Here is an 18891-nt window from a genome sequence, read left to right as displayed (position 1 = left end):
CGTCTCACCTGTCCGTTCCATGAAGGAGGCGATCCGCCTCGGCGTCGGACAGGGTGTCGATCTCGGCGGCGAGCAGCTTCTCGACCTCGGCCGCCAGGTCTCCGACGGTGGGGTGCTGGAACACCGCGTGGATCGGGATGTCGGCCTCGACGGCCGCCGACAGCCAGGCCACGAAGCGTGCGGCGGACAACGAGTTGCCGCCCAGATCGAAGAAGTCGTCCTCGACCCCGACCCGGGTCACGCCCAGGACTTCCGTCCAGCCTTCCGCCACCAGTTCCTCGGCGGCCGTGCTCGGCGGTGCGGACTCCCGGTCCGTCCCGCCGGATGCGCCCGGCGCGGCCGGAGCCGGCAGCGCGGCCGTGTCCAGCTTGCCGTTGGGCGTCATCGGCAGCACGGGCACGGGCACGAAGGCGGCCGGGACGAGATGCGCCGGCAGCGCGGCGCGCAGGTCCGAGCGCAGCCGCGCCGGCTCGGCCTCGCCGGCGACGTACGCGACCAGGGCCCCGTCCCGCACCAGCACCACCGCGTCGCGCACGCCGGGCCGGGCCCGCAGCACGGCCTCCACCTCGCCGGGCTCGATCCGCAGCCCGTTGAGTTTGACCTGGCCGTCCACCCGGCCCAGGTATTCCAGCGTGCCGTCGGCCCGCCAGCGTGCCAGATCCCCGGTCCGGTAGAGCCGGGAGCCCGGCGGTCCGAACGGATCCGGGACGAACGCCTCGGCGGTCAGAGCGGGACGGCTCAGATAGCCCCGGGCCAGCGGGACGCCGCCAGCGTGCAGGTGCCCGGGGACGCCGATCGGCGTCGGTTCGCCGTCCTCGGCCAGGACGTAGAGCCGCGCGTTGGCCAGCGGACGCCCGATCGGGACGGCCCCGGCCTGCTCCGGGTCCGCACGCTGGCTGGCGACGTCGATCGTCGCCTCGGTCGGGCCGTAGAGGTTGTGCAGCGTCGCGGACGTCCGGGCCGCCAGCGCGCCGGCCAGATCACCGGTCAGCTGCTCGCCGCCGCAGAAGACGTGTCGCAGGGAACTGCATTCGTTCAGCTCGGACCGCTCCAGCAGCAGCCTGAGGGTGGTCGGTACCAGCGCGAGCGCGGTCACCTTCTCCTCGGCGGCCACCGCGAGCAGCCGGGCCGGCTCCAGCATCCCGGACGGCGGCGCGACGACCAGCGTCCCGCCGGCCGCGAGCACCGGGTAGAGCTCGATGCCGAAGGCGTCGAAGCTGGGGGAGGAGGAGACCAGCATGCGGTCGTCCGCGCCGATCCCGTACTCCCGGTTGAACCACAGGACGTAATTCAGCAGGCTGCGATGCGCGACCATCACGCCCTTGGGCCGGCCGGTCGAGCCGGACGTGTAGATCACGTAGGCGAGATGGTCAGGGTTCTGATCCCGGAGCTCGTCAGTGTTCTGATTTTCGGCGGCGGTCGCATGCTCCGCCGTCCGCGGCTCGTCGACGAGCACGACCCGGGCGGCTCCCGGCGGGCACGCGTCCCGGTGGGCGCGCGAGGTGATCAGCGCTTCGGCCCCGCTGTCGTGGAGCATCATCGCCAGCCGTGCCAGCGGATACCCCGGATCCAGCGGCACGTACGCCCCGCCAGCCCTGAGCGTGGCCAGGAACGCGACCACCAGGTCCGCCGAACGCGGCAGCGCGACGGCGACCGGCCGCTCGGGTCCGACCCCGTGCGCCCGCAGCCGCCGGGCCAGTTCCTCGACGCGTTCCCGCAGCTCCCCATAGGTGAGGCGGACGTCCCCGTCGACGACCGCGAGCGCCTGCGGGCTCGCGGCCATCCGGCGCCGGATCACCTCCGACACCGTGTTCGCGTCGGCGAATTCGTACCCTGTCTCGGCCCAGTCGACCGCCGTGTCGTTCCACTCGTCGAGGACCAGGGCGCGCTCCGCCTCGTCCGCGACCGGCAGCCGCGACAGGCGGGTGTCCGGGTCGGCGAGCGCGGCGACGGTCAGCCGGGTGAACCGCTCGCAGATCCGGTCCGCGGTCGCGGCGTCGAACAGGTCGGTCCGGTACTCCAGCCGGGCGTTGTCCTCGGAGATCTCCAGCGTGAGCTCGTTGCGCGCGACGCCGTTGGACCGGTTGAGCCCGACATCGCCGATGTCGTTGATCCCGATCTGGTACAGCGGCTGCACATCGGCGTCGGGACGGATGCCCAGGGCCTCGGCGACGTGGTGGATCGGCAGATCCTGGTGCTCCCAGGACTCCAGCGTCCGCTCGCGCACCCGGTCGACGAGCTCGGCGAACGTCGGGTCGCCCGAGGCGTCGATCCGCACCGCCAGGGCGTTGACGAACATGCCGATCAGCGGCGCCAGCTCCGGCAGTTCCCGCCCGGCCACCTGCACCCCGACCACGATGTCGTCGGCGCCGGAGAGCCGGTGCAGCAGCGCGGTGTAGGCGGCGAAGAAGACCATGAACGCGCTGGCCCGGCGCGTGGAACCCAGGTGTGCGGCCGCCGCCGCGGCGCCAGTCGGCAGTGTGAACTGCCGGTCTGCCCCGGGCTGGCCGGCCCCGGCGGCACGCGGCCGGTCGGTGGGCAGGCTGTGGACCCGCGGCAGGCCACTGAGACGCTCGCGCCAGAAGTCCGCCTCGGCCTGCGCCTTGGCGCCGCTCACCGTGTCGCGTTGCCAGGCCGCGTAGTCGGCGTACTGGATGGGAAGCTCGGGCAGCACGGCCGGCCGGCCCTCGATCGCGGCCAGGCACTGCTCGCGGATCTCGGCCTGCAGCAGGTGCACCGACCCGCCGTCGAAGACGGTGTGGTGGGCCGCGAATATCAGCACCGGTTCGGCATCGGTGTACGCCAGCGTCGCCCGCCACAGCGGCGCCTCGTCCAGGCGGAACGGCATCCGCAGGTCGGCGTCGTCGGCGTCCGCGATCCCCTGCCAGCGATCGTCATGGCCGGACAGGTCCACCGTCGCCAGGCGCACCGCCGCGGCGGGGTGGACCGCCTGGAGCAGGCGCTCGCCGTCCAGGCGCAGGCTGGTGCGCAGGGTCTCGTGCCGCGCGGCCGTGGCGGCCAGGGCGGCGGTGACGATCGCCTCATCCGCGCCGTCCGGCAGCCGGATCCAGGCCGACAGGCTGTAGATCGTCTCGTCCGATCCCAGCCGGGTGGCCAGCCACAGCCGCTCCTGGCCGAAGGACGCCGGCCCGGTCCACACCTCAGACATCGCACACCTCAGACATTGCACACCTCAGACATCGCACACCCCAGCTATCACCGGCTCGGGCTCGGACACCGGTTCAGACACCGGCTCGAACTCGAAGCGGAGCAGGTTCCGGCCCTCGTGGTAGACCTCGACCAGGTCCTCATGGTCGGCGTAACCGGCGACCAGGGCGTTCACCGCGAAGATCTCGTACTCGTCGCTGAGCACGTCGCCGGGCGCCACCGTGGTGACCACCGCCAGCACGTCCGGGTGGGCTTCGAGGTCCGCGACGCCGTGCAGCGCCGTCAGGCGGCCCGAGCCGGTCGGGTAGAACATGCACAGCGCGATCGGGATCGGCAGCAGCGGGTCGCGGCGCTCCGGGCGCGGCAGCCCGGTGGCCGCCGCGACCGCCTCCTCGGCCATGTGCACGCCGGTGGTCAGCGAGATCATCTGGCCGACCAGCGCGCCGCCGGGCCGGCCCGGGTTCACCTCCACGACGACCGGCCCGAGCGCCTCGTCGTCCATGACTTCGATGTGCGCGACGGTCTGGTCCAGGCCCAGCGCCGTGGCGGCGGCGCAGGCGGCCGCCACCATCGGCCCGGTGCGGTCCTCGGCCAGGTCCAGCGGCGGCTTCACCAGGCCGAGCTCGAAGAACTTGTCGTCCATCAGGAACTTCCCGATGAGCCCGAAGTCCTCGACGACGCCGTCCCGGATCACCACGTCCACGCTGGCCTCCGGTCCCCGCAGCCGGCCCTCGACCAGGAACTGCCGGGCCGGATCGATCGAGCCGAGCGCGAGTTTGTAGTTGCCGGCCAGCTGGCCCGCGGGGATCCGCGCGGCGAGTTCTTCGTAGGCGGCGGCCAGTTCGGCGGCCGAGTTCACGCAGCGCACCATGTGACTGCCGGAGCCGTTGACCGGCTTGACGATGGCCGGCAGCCCCACTTCGTGCGCTACCTCCTCGGCCTGGTCGGCGCTGGAGATCAGGGCGAAGCCGGGCGTCGGCAGGCCGGCCTCGCGCAGCGCACGCCGCACCGCGTACTTGTTCCGGGCCAGCTCCAGCACCTTGGGATCGGTGCGCGCCACACCCAGGGCCGCGGCGGTCTGCGCGGCGGTCACGATGGCCGCGTCGGACCAGGTGATGACGCCGGTCGGCGGGGTGCCCGGGCCGCACGCGGCGGTGATCGCCGCGGCGGACTCCTCGACGTCGTAGGGGTCTGCGACGGTCACGATCCGGTCCACCAGCGCGGCCAGCGCGGTCTGCTCGGCGTCGGTCAGGGCGCCGGTCAGCAGCACCGGGCGGCCGCCGCAGGCCCGGATCGCGTCCGCGAACGGCGGGATCCAGGCGATCCCGGCCTCGCGGAGGATGACGACGGCGGTCTGCCACGCCGATCCGCCCGGGGCCCAGTCGGACTCAGTCATCGGCGGCCATCGCCTCGCGCAGGCTCAGCGGCCGCATGTCGGTCCAGACCTCGTCGATGTGGGCCAGACACGCTTCCTTCGGGCCGGCGAATCCGGCCTCGCGCCACCCCGCGGGCAGCGAGCGGCCGGCCGCCCAGATCGAATACTGCTCCTCGTCGTTCACCACGACCGTGTAGTCGTCCATGTCGGTTGCCTCCTTCAGGGCTCAGGCGCGCGGGATGCGCGGGATGGTGGTCGGCGCCGGGCCCTCGTCCGCCCGCAGCTGCTCCACCCGGGCGGCGAGCCCGGCGACGGTCGGGGTCTCGAACAGGCTGCGCATCGGCAGCCGGACGCCGACCGCCTTGCGCATCTGGGTGACCAGCTGGACCGCGATCAGGGAGTTGCCGCCGAGTTCGAAGAAGTCGTCCTCGACCCCGACCCGGGGCACGCCCAGGACGTCCGTCCAGCTCTCGGCCAGCGCTCGCTCCACCTCGGTGCGCGGGGCGACGTAGCCGGCCGCGTCCGAGTCCAGGGCGCGCGCCGCACCGTCCGAGCCGTCGGCGACCGCCGAGGCCAGGACGCCGTCGGCCATCGTCTCGGGCCGCTCCTGCCGGACCCGCGCGATGATCTCCGCGACCGGCCGGGGGTGGATGACGACCTGGGCCCCGAGGTCGGTGGCCAGGACGCGGGCGAACGCCTCCGCGCCGTCGGCGGGCGCGATGCCGCCGCCGGTGTCAGGGCTCTGCGTCGCGACGCGGGTCGCGGGCCCGGCGGCGGCCAGGTCGGCGGCGACCGCGCCGGGGTCGATGCGGCGCAGCACGAAGTCGCCGATCGCGGCCAGTTCCCGGCCGGTCTCGTCGAACAGCGTCACGTCGCAGGCCAGCACCTCGGTGCCGGCGTCGCCGCGGTAGGTCATGTGCGCGTGGAACCGGGCCGGCAGCGGAGCGCGCACGAGCAGGCTTCCGTAGCCGAGCGGCAGGTAGGAGCCCTCGCCGCGGGAGGAGCCGAACGAGGTCGCGACGTCGAGCAGCGCCGGGTGCAGGTCCCACCGGGACAGGTCGCCGAGGGCGGCCTCCGGCGCCGCGATCAGCGCCAGTTCCTCGCCGTCGCCGACGCGGTGCTCGGCCGGCGACTCCCACCGCGGACCGAACGTCAGGATGCTGGTTCGCCCGCCCTCGGTCTCGGCGTCCGCCGCGTCGGCCTTCGTGAACCGCTCGGCCATCGCCGCCGGGTCGTGGCGGGGCGCCGGGCCCGGGTCGATCCAGCCGTAGGCGCCCCGGACGTGGACCCGGGTGCGGCCGCCGGAGACGCTGACCGTTTGGAACGTGCCGTCGGACCACTGCACGCGATACTCCGCGAGGGTGCCGTCCGGGACCGCGAAGGGCTCGACGAAGGCCACGTCGCGCAGCTCCAGCACGCGATCGGCGGGGCGTTCCGGGTCTCCGCCGATGGCGGCCCGAGCGCACTCCAGATGGCCTGTTCCCGGCAGGACCGGGACGCCCTCGATCCGGTGCTCGTCCAGGACCCAGTGCGTCGTCGCCGACACCAGGGCGCGGGCCCAGCCCGCGCCGCGTTCGGTCAGCACCGGGTGGTCCATCGCGACGGCCCGGCCCGGGAGCCGGACGGCGGCGGTGGGGGTGGCGGTCGCCGCCGAACCCGGCTGCGGGGTCTCGACCGCCATGCCGACCTCCAGCCAGCCGCCCCAGTTCAGGGAGACGACCTTGGCCTTCCAGCCGTGCTCGCTGCGGGCGTAGGCGTCGAGGAAGGCGTTGGCCGCGCAGTAGTCGACCTGCCCGAAGCCGCCGGCCACCGAGGTGACCGAGGAACACAGGGCCACGGTGTCCAGGTCGAGGTCGCCGAAGGCCTGGAACAGCGCGAGCGTGCCGGAGATCTTGGGTTCGAGCACCGACACCGCGGTGTCGCGCTCCTTGATCTCCAGCATGCCGCCGCCGGCCACGCCGGCCGCGTGCACGATGCCGTCCAGCCCGCCGAAGCGCTCGACGATCTGCTCGCGGACCCGGCGCAGGTCCGCCGGATCCGCGACGTCGCCGGCCAGCACCAGGACCTCGCCGCCGAGCGCTTCCATCCGGCGGACGGCCGCGATGGTGCGGCCGGTCCGGTCGGCGGTCCCGTAGACGGCGAGGTGGTCGTCCCAGGCGGCCCGATCCGGCAGCGGGGAGCGGGCCAGCAGCGCGACGCGGGCCCGGGCCCGGCCGACGAGGTCCTCGGCCAGGGTGATGCCGATGCCACCGGTGCCGCCGGTGATCAGCCAGCGGGCGCCTTCGGCCAGGGCCGGTGATGTCGCGGTCAGTGAAACAGCTGCCTGCGATTTGGCTGTCTCAGTTTCCTGACTCTGCGGCGCGTCCGGCACTTCGACCTGTTCGTAGTCGAGGGCCCAGCGCCGTCCGCCGCGCAGGACCACAGTCTCCGGACCGGTCGGCCGCCGCAGTTCGGCGACCAGCTCGGTGGTCGAGCGAGCCGAGCCGACCGGATCGGCGTCGATCCGCCGAACCGTGCGCTCAGGCATCTCCAGCGGCAGCACCCGGGAGATACCGGCCAGCGTCGCGTGCTCCGGCCGCGTCAGGTCGCCGCCGAGCACGTCCTCGGCGCCGGCCGACACCACATCGAGGTGCACGCCCGCGCTCTTCTCATCCGCGACGAGTGCCTGCACCAGTGTCAGGACGCTGAGGAAGCCGTGCTCCTGGGCCAGCGCGGCGGCGGCCAGGTCGGACCTGGCCGCCTCCCCGTCCAGTGCCCACGCGTGCACGATCCGCCCCGGCAGCCCGCCGGCCACCAGCGCCCGGTAGTCCTCCGGCTCCGACGCGCGCACCGTGACCACCGCGCCGTCGCGGTCGAACCCGCTGCCCGGCCGGATCTCGGTCACCGCCACGCCGCGCCGGCGCAGTTCGGCGGCCAACGCTTCACCGCGCGGCCCGGCCACGAATGTCAGAGCACTGTCGAAGTCCGCGACCCGGGGGTCGGGCGGCAGCTGGCGCCGGGTCGGCACCGCGAACCACCGGCTGATCGGCGCCGTCCCGCCCCGCTGGGGCCGGCTCGGGCCGGTGTGCGCGCCGGCGGCCTCGGGCACCGGATCGATCCAGTGCCGCACCCGCTGGTATGGATACGTCGGCAGCGGAATCCGGCGGCCGACCTCCGGCAGTTCGACCGGGACGCCGGCGATCCACAGCGCACCGGTCGTCCGCTCGAAGTCCACGACCTCGGTCTCCGGCTTGCCCGGCAGGCTGGCCAGCGGCGGGGAGGTCCGGTCGGTCTGCATCCGGGCCAGACCGGCGAGCTGGCGGCCCGGACCGCACTCCAGGAGCGTCCAGCTGCCCTCGGACAGCAGCCGGGCGACGCAGTCGCCGAACCGCACCGTCCCGCGCAGGTGCCCGGCCCAGTACCCCGGGTCCTCGGCCTGCTCGGCGGTGATCCAGTCCCCGGTCACGTTGGACAGGAAAGGAGTCTGCGGGGCCCGGCGCGGAACCGATTCCACGAGCGCGGCGAACTGCTCGACGACCGGGTCCATCATCGCCGAGTGGAACGCGTGCGAGGTCCGCAGCATCCGGGTCTGGACCTTGGTCGGCCCGGCAGCCAGCTGCTTCGCGAACGCCTCGACGGCCTCGGTCTGGCCGGCCACCACGCAGGCCCGCGGCCCGTTCACCGCCGCCAGCGACAGCTCCGGCGGGAGCAGGTCGCGCAGTTCGGCCTCGTCCAGGGACACCGCGAGCATCGCGCCGGGCCGCACCGACTGCATCAGCGCGCCGCGTCCGGCCACCAGCCGCAGGGCGTCCGGCAACTCGAAGACCCCTGACATGGTGGCCGCGACGTATTCGCCGATGGAGTGGCCGATCATCGCGGCCGGCCGGACGCCGCGACTGCGCCACAGCTCGGCCAGCGCGTATTCGAGCACGAACAACGCCGGCTGGGTGACGCGGGTCTCGCGCAGCGCGTCCTGCGCCGCCGGCAGCGCCTCGCCCTCGGCGCAGATCAGGTCTCGTATATCGATGTCGAGGTGCGGACGCAGCAGTTCGCAGCACTCGTCGACGGCGGCGGCGAACACCGGCTCACTGCGATACAGCCCCGCGCCGACGCCTGCGGACTGCGAACCCTGGCCGGAGAACAAGAACGCGACCGACGGCGCGGTGCCCTCGGCGCGCGCGGTGAGCAGCCGGGACTGGTCCCGCAGTGCGACGACGGCGTCCGCCGCGTCGGCGGCGACGACCGCGGCCCGCTGCGGATGCCGGGCCCGGCCGACCCGCAGGGTGTGGACCACGTCGTCCAGGTCGATCCCGGGGTTCGCGGCCAGATGGTCGGCCAGCCGGGTGACCGCCGCGGCCAGCGCCGGCGCGGTGCGGGCCGACAGGGTCAGCAGCCGGGGCGGCTGGTCCGCCGGGCGCCCGGCGGTCCCGGCGGTTCCGGCAGTGCCTGCGGTCCCGGCGGCCGGCGCCTCCTGCAGGATCAGGTGCGCGTTGGTGCCGCCGATCCCGAACGAGCTGACCCCGGCCCGCCGCGGCCCGCCGCCGCCGTCCCCGTCCCATACAGTCAGGTTCGACACCACGTGGAACGGGGTGTCGTCGAAGTCGATCGCCGGATTCGGGGTCAGGAAGTTGACCGTCGGCGGGATCAGCCGGTGCTGCAGCGCCAGCGTGGTCTTGATGACCCCGACCACGCCCGCGGCCTGGCTCAGGTGGCCGATGTTCGACTTGACCGAGCCCAGGGCGCACCAGCCGCGCTCGGCGCTGCCGTGCCCGTAGGCCGCGGTCAGCGCCGCCACCTCGATCGGGTCGCCGAGCGCGGTGCCGGTGCCGTGCGCCTCGACGTAGCCGATGCTCCGCGGGTCGACCCCGGACACCGCGACCGCCTGGGCCACCGCCTCGGTCTGGCCCTCGACGCTCGGCGCGGAGAAGCCCACCTTCGCCGACCCGTCGTTGTTCACCGCCTCGCCGCGGATCACGGACCTGATGTGGTCGCCGTCGGCGAGCGCCTGGTCGAGCCGTTTGAGCAGGACCACCCCGGCGCCGCTGCCCCACAGCGTGCCGGCGGCCCGGGCCTCGAACGGCCGGCAGTGGCCGTCGGGCGAGGTGTAGCCCTCGACCGCCTGGTAGCCGGTGATGTACGGCAGCTCCACGCACACCCCGCCGGCCAGCGCCATGTCGCACTCGCCGTTGCGCAGCGCCTCGGCCGCCAGGTGGATCGCGACCATCGACGTCGAGCAGGCGGTGTGCACCGTCATGCTCGGACCGCGCAGGTTCAGCTTGTAGGAGACCGAGGTCGCGACGTAGTCCGGCTGGTTGGACGTGGCGATCGACAGCCCGCCGGCGATCGCCGACCACAGCTGGGGGTCGGCCTTCAGGTTCAGCCACATGTAGGCGTCCGCGCCGGTTCCGGCGTAGACGCCGATCGTCCCGGGGTAGCGCGCCGGGTCGTAGCCACCGTCCTCCAGCGCGCTGTGCGCCGTCTCCAGGAACATCCGGTGCTGCGGATCGGCGATGGCGGCCTCGCGCGGCGACATGCCGAACAGGTCGTGGTCGAAGTCCGTCATGTGGTCGCAGATCGGCGCGGCCGGGACGTAGCCGGGATCGTCGATCTCGTCCTGATCGACGCCGGCCGCCAGCAGCTCCTCGCGGGAGAAGAAGGTGATCGACTCGACGCCGTCGACGAGGTTCTGCCAGAACGTGTCGATGTTGTCCGCGCCGGGGACCCGGGCGGCCATCCCCACTATCGCGATCGGTTCGACGCCCTCCGAGAAGTCGTCGAGGTCATTGGCATTAACGTCTGTGGCGCTAACGTCTTCGGCATCAACGGTGGCCGGCATCGCGGTCCTCCGATCGCTCGGCGCCCGAGGGCGGCGCTGGTTCTGGGTCGGTGATGTGCAAACGCAGTTCACTGAAATAGCGGCGGCCGGCCCGGTCCGGGACCCAGGCCTGGTCCGTGCCCGGCAGCATCTCGCTGACCGTGACGGACACCTCCGGCCCGGCGACCTCCTGCGCGCGGCGGATCGTCTGGCAGAGCATGGAGACGAGGGTGGGACTGGTCAGATCGACGTAGAAGGGCTTCACCTCGGTACCGACCTTGACGAAGGCCCGGTCCGGCAGCCCCAGGGCCGCGCGCCACCTGCGCGCGGCCAGGTACTGGTCGGCTTCTCCGGACGCCTCGGCCAGACCGGTCCGGCCGATCGTGGTCCGCCAGGTCCGCCGGGCCACCACGAGCCGGTCCACGGTGATCCGCGGGGTGTGGCCCGCCGCCGTGGTCTTGAACCCGTCCACCGCGTGCGTCGCCAGCAGGGTGGAGAAGATCTCCAGCAGCGGCCAGGTGCGACCGTCGGCCGCGCTTGCGACCAACTCGCCGCCGACCTCGGCCACGGTGACCGAGGCGACGGGCAGCAGGTGCTCCCGGCTGGCGCCGGGCGCGGCGGCGATGCCGAGCCGGTGGTCGGTCGGACCGTCCAGGCTGTCCGTGAGCCGCGAGGTGGTCCGCGGCCAGTCGGTCGGGTAGAGCAGCCGGATCCGGTGCTCGCCGAGATCTGCGGCGAGCGCGGCGGCCAGGTCCTGCGGCCGGGGATGGCACACCGTGAGCGCGGCGCAGTCGAACGTCGCCCAGGCTACGTGCAACTCGCCGAGCACGACCAGGTAGTCGCCGCGGTTGAGGGCTTCGAGGTCCGGTGCGCAGATCTGCAGGTCCGGACTGTGCAGCCGGCCAGCGGACCAGCCCGGGTGCTCGGCCGGGAAGAGTTCCGCGGCGCGCGCGCTCACTTCGGCGGCGGACAGGACGATGTCGGCTTGCTGCAACGCGGCCTGGTCCGACGCGGCTCCGGCCGGACCGGAGCGGTCACGGCCTCCAGAAAGGTCATGGCGGTCAGGGTCATTGCGGTCTAGGTCAGCGTGGTCCGGGCTAGATTTGTCCAGCCCGAACAGTGCCGACCAGCGCCGGGCGAAGTCGGCGGCGACCGCGTCCACCGGCCGCGGCCCGCTGCCGTACCAGAGCCCCTGCGCCAGGAACCACAGGTCGGCCAGGCTCACCGGCTTGCCCGGCTCGGCCTCGGCCAGGTCGTCGAACAGCGCCCGCAGCGCCTCCGAGTGCGTCCGGGCCAACTCCGCGCTGAGCCAGCGCGCGGCCAGCAGCAGGGGTTCCAGCGGCGCCGCGATGTCGTCGAGCAGCCGCCGGCCCACCACCACGTCGAGGTCGCGGACGGTGTCCTCGACGCACAGCGTCCGGCCGGCGTACGTCTGGCCCGCGCTCCGGGTGGCGTCCCGGCCGGTCAGGGCGACGAACTCGGCGGCCAGGAATTCCAGCGCCGAGCGCACAGCCTCGGCGTCCCCGGCCGCCGCGGTGACCTTGTCCCGGGCGTCCTGAAGCCGCTGGAATCCGGCCAGCGCCCGGGCGCGCGGCGCCTCGTCGGCGATCGCGGCGATCCGGTCGGCCAGGACGTCCTCGCCGCCGGGGCCGATCGGCAGGTCGGCGTCCCAGGTCAGAATGCCGCGCCCGACCAGCCGGTCGAGCATCGCCGAGCCGTCCTCGGCGCGTCGCAGGACCCTGTCCTCGACCAGGCCCGCGACGACGGTCGCGGCCGGGGCGCCGGTGCACCGCCGGACCAGCTCGGCCTCGGCGGGCAGGAGCGTCAGCGGCGGTTGCGCCGGACGCAGCACCGTGTCGCCGTCCAGGGCGAAATGCGGCAGCAGCGCGGGAGGAAGGAAGGCGCGGATCTCCGGATCCGCGGCGAGGGTCTGCGCGTAGGCGTCCAGGGCCCAGTGTTCGAAGAAGACCTTCCGGTCCCGCAGCAGGGCCGGTCCGGCCTCGGCCCGGACCACGTCGGCCTCGTCCGCGCCGATCGAGCCCCAGCACACCGGCCCGAAGAAGCCGATGGTCTCGTTCTTGGCGCAGTACCGCTGCCAGTACCGGGCGATGGCCCGCTCCCGCCTTCGCAGGATCCTGCGTTTCGTCGGGCGACCGGACGCCAGGCTGTCCAGGCAGACCTGCATCGAGCTGTTCTGCCAGGCCAGGGCCTCGCGGAAGAGCGGATCGGCGACGATCCCGGCGATCTGCGCCGACTCGGCCCCGGCGACGGCCGTCAGCTCCCGGTCGAAGTCGGTGCGCAGCGCGGCATCGGCCGCGGTCCCGGCCAGCAGGGCGTCGGCGGCCTCGGCGGCGGCGGCTGCGCCGAACCGGTCCAGGCCGTCGGCCGGGAACCCGGTGGTCCGCAGCAGCACCTCGCGCCACACCGACCATCCGGTGTCGCCGAGCGGGACACTGTGGCCGCCGGTGTTCTGTGTTGTCCCGGCAATCTGTGTTGTCCCGGCAATCTGTGCGCCAGTCATCGGCGGCCTCCCGCGTGAGTCAGGGTCCGCAGATCGGACCGGATCACCGAGGCGATCTCCGGGATCCGGTCGTGGAGGAAGAAGTGCCCGCCGGCCAACGGATGCAGGGCGAACCCGGCGGTGGTGTGGCGGGCCCATCCGGCCATGGCAGCCGGGGTGACCGCCGTATCGGCGTGCCCTGCGAAGGCGGTCAGCCGGACCGGCAGCGGGGACTCGGCCCGGTACACGTAGTCGTCCAGCCAGGCGAAGTCGGCGCGCAGGGTCGGCAGGATCAGGTCCAGCAGCTCCGGTTCGGCCAGCACTTCGGCCGGTACGCCGCCGCCCTGGACCACCCGCTCCAGCAGTTCCGCGTCGTCCAGCCGCGACAGCTTGTCGAACGGTCCGTCGGCGCGCACATCCGGCGGCTTGCTGCCGGAGACGTAGACCGCCGCCGGCAACGGCGCGCCGTTCCGGCGGAATTCGCGCACCACCTCGAAGGCGAGCCGGCCGCCGAGGGAGTGCCCGAACAGTGCGAAGGGCCGGTCCACCCGGTCCGCGATCGCCGCCGCGACTTCGGCGGCGTCGAACTCCGGCGGCTCGGCGATCCGGGTCTCCCGGCCCGGTAGCTGCACCGGCAGGACCCTGATGTCCGGGATGAACGACGCCGGCCAGCGCCGGAACACCGAGGCGCCGCCGCCGGCGTAGGGGAGGCAGAACAGGTCGGCGGCCTGGCCGGTGTTGTGGGCGCCGGTTTCGGAGAACCACATCGGCGGGGTCACGCGTTCACCCCGGACCGGTCGGCGGTCGCGGCGGGCGCGTCGGACACGTCAGGCAGGTCGATCCAGTGCCGGACCCGCTGGAAAGGGTAGCCGGGCAACGGAACGCGGCGACCCGAAACCACGCTGCTCCAGTCCACGGCGGTGCCGAGCATCCATTGCCGGGCCAGCTCCGCCACGGTTCCGGGCTCGGGACTCGGGTCCGACTCCGGGTCGAGCGCCGCGATGGCCTCGGCGACATCGTCACAGACCACTGCGAAGCGGTGTCGCAAGGCTCTGCGTCCCATGGCCAGGGTGAAGGAGACGTCGGCGAGATCGACGTCGGGATGGTCGGCCAGATAGGTGCGCAGGCGCTTGATCTGTTCGGCCAGGGCTTGCGGTGAGGCCGCCGACAGCGGCAACGGCCAGGGTCCCGGCCGACGCTCGGCCGCCGCGTGTGCGGGCGGTTGTTCGACGATCACGTGGGCGTTCGAGCCGCCGAGCCCGGCCGCGCACACCGAGGCCAGTCGTGGATTCGCCGAATCGGCCGGCCACGCCGTCGTCTCGGTGGGCACGAAGAAGGGGCTGTCCTCCAAACCGGTTTCCGGGTTGGGTTTGTCGAAGTGCAGGCTCGCCGGGATCACCCCGTGCCGCACGGCCAGGATCGCCTTGATCAGACTGGTCACGCCGGAGGCCGCGTCGAGGTGCCCCACGTTGGTCTTCACCGAGCCGAGCGCACAGGCCGCCGTGGCGCGTGCGCCGGCTGCCCGCCAGGCCCGGGTCAGGGCCTGGACCTCGATCGCGTCGCCCCAGACGGTCCCGCCGCCGTTGCCCTCGACCAGGCCGATCTCGTCCGCGCCGACCTCGGCCACCGCCAGTGCCTCGGCGGCCGCGGCGGTCTGGCCGGACAGGCCGGGCGCGGCGAATCCGGCGCGCTGTGCGCCGTCGTTGGACAGGGCCCAGCCGCGCAGGACCGCGTGCACGTGGTCGCCGTCGGCCTCGGCGTCGGCCAGCCGCTTCAGGACCACGACGCCGACGCCGCTGCCGTAGACGGCTCCGGTGCCCGAGGCGTCGTAGGCACGGCAGCGCCCGTCCCGCGCGACCAGCCCGCCGACGGTGTGCCGGTACCTCGGCCAGGTCACGCTCACCCCGCCGGCCAGGGCCAGGTCGCACCGGAAGTCGCCGAGGCTTTGCGCCGCTAGGCACACCGCGGTCAGCGATCCGGAGCACGCCGACTGCACGGCCAACGCCGGTCCGGTCAGCCCGAGCCGGTACGCGGTCTGCGCCGGGAGGTAGTCAGCGGCCTGATGCTCCAGCAGCCGGCCCTCCCAATCATCCCGGTCGGCCCGGGACACCGCCGGGTTCCCGAACAGGTGGAACTGGAAATACCGGTTGACCGACGCCGAGCCGAACACGCCGACCGGCCCCGGGTACCTGCCCGGGTCGTATCCGGCGTCTTCCAGCGCGGTCCAGCTCGCCTCCAGGAACAGGCGGTGCTGCGGGTCGGTGAGTGCGGCCTCGCCGGGGCCGAAGCCGAAGAACTCGGCGTCGAAATCCTCCACGCCTGGCAGCCGGCCGCCGGCCGGCACGTGCGCGGGATCGTCCAGCAGGCCCGGGCCGATGCCCAGGTCCAGCAGCTCCTCGCGGGTGTAGTCGTGCACTGAGTCGACACCGGCGACCAGGTTCTGCCAGAACGCTGATACGTCCGGCGCCCCGGGAAGCCGGCAGGCCAGCCCGATCACCGCGATCTCCTCGCCGGTCACGGCGCTCATCCCGCCGCCTCGGTGCGGCGGGCGTCGGCCGACCGGGCCCGCGCGGTGCGCCGGCGGGCGAGGCGGTCGGCGATCCGGGCGACGTTGTCGGAGTCGGGAGCCTGGTCGGCGCCTCCGGTGCCATCAGCGTCGTCCGCGGCGTCCAGATAGGCGGCCAGCGTGCCCACAGACGGGTACTCGAAACTGCTCATCGCGGCGACGTGCAGGCCGTGATCGCGTTCGAGCCGCTGCCGGACCCGGGACAGGTGCAGCGAATTGCCGCCGAGGTCGAAGAAGTTGTCGGTGGTGCCGACCCGGTCCAGACCGAGGACGGCGCACCACACCTGCGCGACGACGCGCTCGGTGGGAGTCGTCGGGGCCGGACCGGTGCCGGGGTGCGCGGGCAGCGGCAGTGCGGCCACGTCCACCTTGCCCGTCGAGGTGAGGGGGAACCCCTGAAGGACCACGAAGCGTGCGGGCACCAGGTAGGCGGGCACTCGCTCGGCGAGTTCGGTCCGCAGCTCCGCAGGTTCCAGGTCGGTCTGGTCGCGGGTCGGCTGGACGTACCCGATGACCTCGACGGCGCCCGCCGCGTCGGTGCGGGACACCGCGACCGCCCGGACGACGCCGGTCAGCGCGGCCAGGTGTGCTTCGACCTCGCCGAGCTCGACACGATTGCCGCGCACCTTCACCTGGCGGTCGCCGCGTCCTGCGTAGACGATGCGGCCGTCCGGCAATCGTTGGGCCAGGTCACCGGTCCGGTAGAGGCGCATGCCATCGCGGTCGCTGCTGTCGCTGTCCCCGCTCTCGTCGGCGAACTTCTCAGCGGTCAGCTCCGGCTCCCGCCAGTAGCCCAGCGCGAGATACCGGCTCCGGATCACGATCTGCCCGGCCTCGGCGGGCCGATCCTGTTCGTCCAGCAGCACTATCTCGTAGCCGGGCAGGCCCCTGCCGATCGGCACCACTTCGTGGTGGACCGCTTCAGCAGCGGGGACGCCGGGTGGCACATGGTTCTGGACTGCGAAGCTGGCCTCGGTCGCGCCGTAGCCGTTGACCAGAACGCAGTCCTGGGCGAAACAACGGCGCACCGCAGCCAGGTCCAGCGCGGTCACGGCCTCGCCGCCGAGGACCACGGCCCGCACCGAGGGCAGGCGCTGGCCCGGGCCGAGCTCGGCCGTCAGGTAGCGGAAGACGGTCGGTGTGGAGTGGTAGACGCTTATCTCGTGCTCGGCGATCGCGGACGCCAGCTGTCCGAGCCCGTGCCGGTGGACGCCGACCGGCACCACCGCGGCACCGGACAGGATCGCCGCGAACAGGTCGGTGACGGCCATGTCGAAGCCGAACGATGTCAGGAGGCTGATCCGGTCGGAGGGCGCGATGCGCAGGTTGGTGATGTGGTTGCGCACGCCGTGCAGGACGTTGCGGTGGTTCTGCACCACGCCCTTCGGCCGCCCGGTCGAACCGGACGTGAACAGCACGTAGGCCGGATCGCGCGGGTCGGCGTCCACGGGCTGGTAAGGCGCGGGCCGGGCCTGCTCGGTCAGCACCACCGGCCGCCCGAGCTCTGCGGCCTTGGCCGCGTTGGCCTGGTCGGCGACGACCAGCGAGATGTCGCAGCGCTCGACCATGTATGCCAGGCGGTCGGCCGGGAACTCCGGGTCCAGCGGCACGTAGCAACGGCCCGCGCCGAGCGTGCCCAGGACCGCGCCGATCATCGCCGGGCCGTGCTCGATCAGCAGACCCACGCGGTCGCCGGTGCCTCCGTGCCCTGCGATGAGCGCGGCGATCCCGCCGGCCTCGGCGGCCAGGTCGGCGTAGCTGAGCCGGCGGTCGTCGCCGAGGACCGCGGGGCGGTCCGGGCCGAGCGCGACCTGGCGGGCGAAGCGCTGCGCGATGGTCTCGTCGGTGGCTTCGAAGGGCACGAAGTCCGGTGATCGGCGGTGGGCGCGCGCCGGATCGAGAACCGGGCCTGCGGTCCGGACACTGTTGCGCGGCCTCGGAATCGCCTCGCCGACGGCCACATCGCCCGGCAGGTCCAGGTGTGGGCTTGCCTCGTCCTCGACTGCCCCCCGCAGTTCGGAGGTCATCGGCTGCCCAGCAGCGCCGCCGCGATGTCGCCGGCGTCGCGCACCTCGGTCAGCGCGTCGGCGGCCAGCGGCTCGTAGTCGGCGGTGGTGTAGCTCCCGGAGCCGTGCACCACCAGGTCGCGGCCCGGGTCTATCAGGGAGCGGTCGACAGCGTTTAATACGCCGGTGAGCGCCATGGTCAGCGACCATTCGCGCAGCATCCGCGGGTCGGCGGGCAGCGGGCGCCCGGTCGGGGCCAGCCACTGGCGCACGAACGGGTACCGCTCCAGGCACTCGTGCAGCGAGACCACGATCCCGTCGCCGCCGTGCCCCTTGATGATGGCGTTCATCGCCGGCGAGGTCGCGGGGGCGTGGGTGTAGAAGGTCGGGTCCAGCACCTCGTCCGGGTCGAACGTGGTCTGCGGGAACCGGGGGTCGCCGTCCTGCCGGTACAGCCCGCCGTCCATGGTGTAAGCGGGCAGACTCGCCCGGTCGAAGTCCCCGTGCCGCAGGTTCAGGACCATGTCCGGTGTCCCCAGATGCTGGACCAGCAGGCTGGCCGGGCGCAGCGCGGGGTCGAACCGACCGGCGGACTCCAGGACGTCCAGGCCCTTGTGGTAGCCGAGCAGGCCGAACGCGCTGGAGACGGCGTGCGCGTGCAGCCGCTGCGGGCCGTCGGCGCGGATCGGGTCGACGGTCTGCTCGAAGAACGCGCGCGCGGTGTCGGCGACCAGGTAGTTGGCCAGCTCCAGCGAGAACCACAGCCGGCAGCCCTGCTCGGCCAGCACGCGGTCGGCGTTGCGGTCGGCGAACTCGCGCCCGATCGCCTTGACCCCTTCCGGCTCAGCACCCGGATACACCAGCACCGGGTTGAGCGCCCGCAGCGCGGGATCGGTCGAGAGCCGGCTGCCGCGCAGCTTGGGCAGGCAGCCGCGGGGCGCGACGGTGGTGACGCGGAGCTGCTCGGGCTCGGCCAGCCCGGCGTCGAGCGCGCGCAGCACCGCGTCGCGCAGCGCCGTGCCCTTGTTCGCCGAGGTCGGTGAGAAGATCATCACCGACTCGCCGCTGCGGCGGATGTACTCCACGGCCCGGGCGACGATCAGCAGGGACGCGAAGGTCTTGGTGGTCTGGGTGCCCGGATTCCCGGTCAGGTCCAGCAGCGTGACGCGGTGGTCCTGGTAGTGGCCCAGCTCCTGCCAGCGCGCGGTCGCCGCGCTGAAGAACTCGCGGACGTCGTCGCCGGCTTCCGGCAGGTGGAAGCCGGGGCTGAACGGCCCGGTCCCCACCCGCGGCTCCGGATCGTCGGTGCAGGCGGCTACCGCCAGGGGCAGCAGGTCGGGATAGTCCAGCAGCAGGTTGGCGTGCTGGGAACGGTTCGGTGAACCGGCCCGAGGGGTGGCGACCATCAGGGCTCCTCAAAGTGCGGATTCGATCGTGTCGTTTCGCGCGTGATGTGGACTGTTCAGTTCTGCTGTCGAATGC

9 protein-coding genes are annotated in these 18891 nt (G+C 73.3%); all 9 read right to left on the bottom strand.

What is annotated here, in order from left to right:
• Positions 1–4 precede the first annotated feature (4 nt).
• The 9 genes from GWK61_RS04610 to GWK61_RS04570 are packed head-to-tail and all read right to left on the bottom strand — an operon-like array spanning position 5 to position 18815.
• Positions 5–3169 carry a non-ribosomal peptide synthetase gene (locus GWK61_RS04610; protein WP_194905274.1) on the bottom strand — a complete coding sequence of 1055 codons (3165 nt, stop codon included), beginning with the start codon at positions 3167–3169 and terminating at the stop codon, positions 5–7.
• A 24-nt stretch (positions 3170–3193) separates the two neighbouring features.
• Positions 3194–4564 carry an ATP-grasp domain-containing protein gene (locus tag GWK61_RS04605; protein WP_194905272.1) on the bottom strand — a complete coding sequence of 457 codons (1371 nt, stop codon included), beginning with the start codon at positions 4562–4564 and terminating at the stop codon, positions 3194–3196.
• Positions 4557–4748 (bottom strand): MbtH family protein, encoded by a 192-nt coding sequence (locus GWK61_RS04600; RefSeq protein WP_194905270.1) that lies wholly within the window; start codon positions 4746–4748, stop codon positions 4557–4559. Before GWK61_RS04600 ends, GWK61_RS04605 begins: the two co-directional genes overlap by 8 nt.
• A 21-nt stretch (positions 4749–4769) precedes the next feature.
• Positions 4770–10358 (bottom strand): type I polyketide synthase, encoded by a 5589-nt coding sequence (locus tag GWK61_RS04595; protein ID WP_194905269.1) that lies wholly within the window; start codon positions 10356–10358, stop codon positions 4770–4772.
• Positions 10342–12858, bottom strand: coding sequence for a lantibiotic dehydratase (locus GWK61_RS04590; protein ID WP_194905267.1), 2517 nt, complete (start codon positions 12856–12858; stop codon positions 10342–10344). Before GWK61_RS04590 ends, GWK61_RS04595 begins: the two co-directional genes overlap by 17 nt.
• Positions 12855–13616, bottom strand: a complete 762-nt coding sequence (locus tag GWK61_RS04585) for a thioesterase II family protein (protein ID WP_323747403.1) — start codon at positions 13614–13616, stop codon at positions 12855–12857. The genes GWK61_RS04590 and GWK61_RS04585 overlap by 4 nt, the downstream gene beginning before the upstream one ends.
• Positions 13613–15364, bottom strand: coding sequence for a beta-ketoacyl synthase N-terminal-like domain-containing protein (locus tag GWK61_RS04580; RefSeq protein WP_194905265.1), 1752 nt, complete (start codon positions 15362–15364; stop codon positions 13613–13615). The genes GWK61_RS04585 and GWK61_RS04580 overlap by 4 nt, the downstream gene beginning before the upstream one ends.
• Complete coding sequence (locus tag GWK61_RS04575) at positions 15361–17430, bottom strand: non-ribosomal peptide synthetase (RefSeq protein ID WP_194905263.1); 2070 nt, start codon at positions 17428–17430, stop codon at positions 15361–15363. The genes GWK61_RS04580 and GWK61_RS04575 overlap by 4 nt, the downstream gene beginning before the upstream one ends.
• Positions 17427–18815, bottom strand: a complete 1389-nt coding sequence (locus GWK61_RS04570) for a DUF6002 family protein (RefSeq protein ID WP_194905262.1) — start codon at positions 18813–18815, stop codon at positions 17427–17429. The genes GWK61_RS04575 and GWK61_RS04570 overlap by 4 nt, the downstream gene beginning before the upstream one ends.
• Positions 18816–18891: the final 76 nt, after the last annotated feature.

This window comes from Catenulispora rubra, from assembly GCF_015356825.1.
Taxonomy (GTDB): domain Bacteria; phylum Actinomycetota; class Actinomycetes; order Streptomycetales; family Catenulisporaceae; genus Catenulispora; species Catenulispora rubra.
The sequence above is the reverse complement of the archived record's forward strand: the minus strand, read 5'-3'. Positions and strand labels throughout refer to the sequence as shown.

Bases quoted from the DNA above. Each gene is read 5' to 3' on its own strand.
- GWK61_RS04610 (WP_194905274.1), bottom strand. From the start codon at position 3,169: ATGTCTGAGGTGTGGACCGGGCCGGCGTCCTTCGGCCAGGAGCGGCTG.
- GWK61_RS04605 (WP_194905272.1), bottom strand. From the start codon at position 4,564: ATGACTGAGTCCGACTGGGCCCCGGGCGGATCGGCGTGGCAGACCGCC.
- GWK61_RS04600 (WP_194905270.1), bottom strand. From the start codon at position 4,748: ATGGACGACTACACGGTCGTGGTGAACGACGAGGAGCAGTATTCGATC.
- GWK61_RS04595 (WP_194905269.1), bottom strand. From the start codon at position 10,358: ATGCCGGCCACCGTTGATGCCGAAGACGTTAGCGCCACAGACGTTAAT.
- GWK61_RS04590 (WP_194905267.1), bottom strand. From the start codon at position 12,858: ATGACTGGCGCACAGATTGCCGGGACAACACAGATTGCCGGGACAACA.
- GWK61_RS04580 (WP_194905265.1), bottom strand. From the start codon at position 15,364: ATGAGCGCCGTGACCGGCGAGGAGATCGCGGTGATCGGGCTGGCCTGC.
- GWK61_RS04575 (WP_194905263.1), bottom strand. From the start codon at position 17,430: ATGACCTCCGAACTGCGGGGGGCAGTCGAGGACGAGGCAAGCCCACAC.
- GWK61_RS04570 (WP_194905262.1), bottom strand. From the start codon at position 18,815: ATGGTCGCCACCCCTCGGGCCGGTTCACCGAACCGTTCCCAGCACGCC.